Raw genomic sequence first — 2,658 nt, 5'->3', positions numbered from 1 at the left:
CCGACTTCATCGATGTGATAGACGGACCCTTCGCCGGAGCCCACTTTGAAATACGCGCCGACATGGACGTCTCGTGCGGCTGGGTCGAGTTTCATGAATGAAATATTCGTCCCCCGCCCGGAAGCCCCGCTGCCCTCGATGACCGAGCCATTTTGCGAAAACTGGCACAACCGGTCGAATACACATAGATTATTATTGCCTTCCCCTAAAATCTGCAAACCGTGGACCGACCCCCACATGAACGCGGCGCCTGAGAACAATTTATCGCGGATTTCGCTTGCGACCATGCACACTTTGACCAGCTGTGTGTAGCCATTTTCGGGATCAGTCCCCATAAACTGGATGCCTTTGACCGAGCCGCTGCCACCGCGCATGCGCACCAAATAATCCATCGGCTCGGATGGGGCGATGCGCGTCGTCTCAGAACTATGCCCGATCCACGAAACAGCTGCCCCCATGCCCCATTCCGGCACTTCGATGGGGCCGCTGATGCGATACAAGCCCGGCGGAAAAAACAGATTGCCGCCTTTACTCGTGCCATATGCGGCATCGATCGCTTTTTGCAGCGCTTTCCGGTCATCGGCTTTGCCGTCGCCGATCGCCCCGTATGATTTCACATTGAATAATTGGTCTGCCGTCTTTTTCGGACTCCACATTTCGCGGACAATATCCTCTTTATTGCGCGGAAGCAATTCCTTCTCCCTCGGTTTTTTCCAAAATGCCATGATTGGGCCGCTCCTTTGCTTACTGAATGTCGTACGACGATTCTACCTGCTAAATGTTAAAAATCGGTTAAATATTTTTAAATGAAAAACAGCTCCCTAAAACCGGGTGCTCGCCGGCGGGAACTGTCCATGGGGCATTCTATTTTCCAAGTGTCGGCGAATGGCCTTTCATCAATTCCATTCGTTCAATCAGCGCCGCTGCCCGCAGCACTTTCTCTTCTTCAAAAGCCGGACCCATGATCTGCAATCCTACTGGTAAACCATCTTTCACCCCTACCGGAATGCTGAGCGCCGGCAAGCCGGTCAGATTTCCCGGTCCCGTAAAGCGGATCACTTCATCCAGGAAACTTAATTCCTGGCCGTTGACATCCACCGTCTGTGAACCAATCGGCGGAGACAGGAACGGCAAGGTCGGGCTGATCAGCACATCGACGCTGTCAAAGGCCGCGGCGAATTCCAGATCGAGTTTCCGCCGGATCTGCTGGGATTGGACGTAATCGACGCCGCTCATCAATTCGCCGACTTCCAGCAAAAAGCGCACGTCTTCTCCAAATTTCTCCGGCGATTTCAATAAATTCGCATGATGCACAGCACTCGCTTCTGTCGTAATTGTCACGAGCTCCGCAAATTCCGCCTGCTTCAAGGACGGAATGCTAACGGGCTTAATGACCGCGCCCGCATCTTCCAGCTGTTTCAAAACGTGGCGCACTTGTTCGTCCACACGGCTATCGACGTTTTTGAAGAAATATTCCTCCTCAATGCCGATGACTAAATCTTTCGCATCGCTTTCCAATAGCCCTGAGAAATTCTTCGCCGGGCGGTCGATTGAAGTTGGGTCTTTAGGATCGTAACCACTTAATAATTCCAATAGCAACGCCGCATCGTATACTGTCTTCGTCATCGGCCCGATATGATCAAGCGACCAAGCGAGCGGGAAGCAGCCGTATTTTGAAATGCGCCCATGGGTCGGCTTAAGCCCGATGATGCCGCAGCTCGACGCCGGGATGCGGATCGATCCGCCCGTATCCGTTCCGAGCGACGCAATCGCCATATGGGAAGCCACCGCAGCACCCGATCCGCCGCTGGAGCCGCCTGGAATCTTCGTCAGGTCCCACGGGTTCTTGCACGCCCCGAAATGCGGATTGGTCGTCGTCGCGCCCCAAGCATACTCATGCATATTGAGTTTGCCGGTGAATGTCACGCCCGACATCTTCAATTTCGAGACGACCGTCGCATCGAAATCCGCCACGAACTCGCTGTGGATGCTCGATCCCATCGTCGCTTTCTCGTCCTTGAAATAAAGAATGTCCTTTAGCGCCATCGGAATTCCGTGAAGCGCGCCGCGGTAGTTGCCGCTTTGGATTTCCTGTTCAGCTTGGGCGGCAGCTTCCAGCGCTTGTTCTTTCTGAACACTTATATACGCATTGATCTCCCCGTTATATATATCGACGTTTGCCAATACCTGCTCCGTCAATTCGACAGGCGAAACCTGTTTCGATTGGATGAGCGGCGCCAGTTCCCCGATGGATTTCTGCGCGAGTTCATTGCTCATTTCTGCTCACCTCCCGGAATATGCGTCAAGGCCATATCCAGGTCTTTCAATTGTTCCTGGTTCACCGTCTTACGCAGCTCCTCGAATCCTGCCATCTGGCCAGTGAGCATTTCCTTGTGATGATCCGGGACGTTGATGCCTTTCCTCTCCAAAACTTCGTGAATGTCGAACGCCACATGAATCCCCCATTCCTGAATTTTTTCTGAGGTGTAGGTCCTGCTGATTACCGACAGTTTACCATTCTTCGTTGTCAATTAACAGATTGTTCTGAAATCAAACAGTTTACATTCGAATTTAAAAGCAGTGATTAGAAAAGCTTCCACTTTTCGACTGCGTTGCAGGGAGCTGCTTGGGGCTCGCAGGATGCGAGTCATGCAGTTG

The 2,658-nt window shown here is 52.5% G+C and carries 3 protein-coding genes; all 3 read right to left on the bottom strand.

Translation table 11 applies throughout. From position 1 onward, the window contains the following. Window positions 1–725 (bottom strand): glycosyl hydrolase family 28-related protein (locus tag ON064_RS17965; RefSeq protein WP_274625836.1); only part of this gene is annotated, 725 nt, incomplete at its 3' end. 139 nt (window positions 726–864) lie between these two features. Continuing rightward, a complete protein-coding gene (locus tag ON064_RS17960; protein ID WP_274625835.1) occupies window positions 865–2,277 on the bottom strand; it encodes an amidase in 1,413 nt (470 codons plus the stop codon). Beyond that, window positions 2,274–2,453 (bottom strand): hypothetical protein, encoded by a 180-nt coding sequence (locus ON064_RS17955; protein ID WP_121298057.1) that lies wholly within the window; start codon window positions 2,451–2,453, stop codon window positions 2,274–2,276. The genes ON064_RS17960 and ON064_RS17955 overlap by 4 nt, the downstream gene beginning before the upstream one ends. Between the last annotated feature and the right edge of the window lie 205 nt (window positions 2,454–2,658).

The sequence above is a fragment of the Planococcus sp. A6 genome, assembly GCF_028823615.1.
Taxonomy (GTDB): Bacteria; Bacillota; Bacilli; order Bacillales_A; family Planococcaceae; genus Planococcus.
This window is presented reverse-complemented; position numbering and strand designations above follow the sequence as displayed.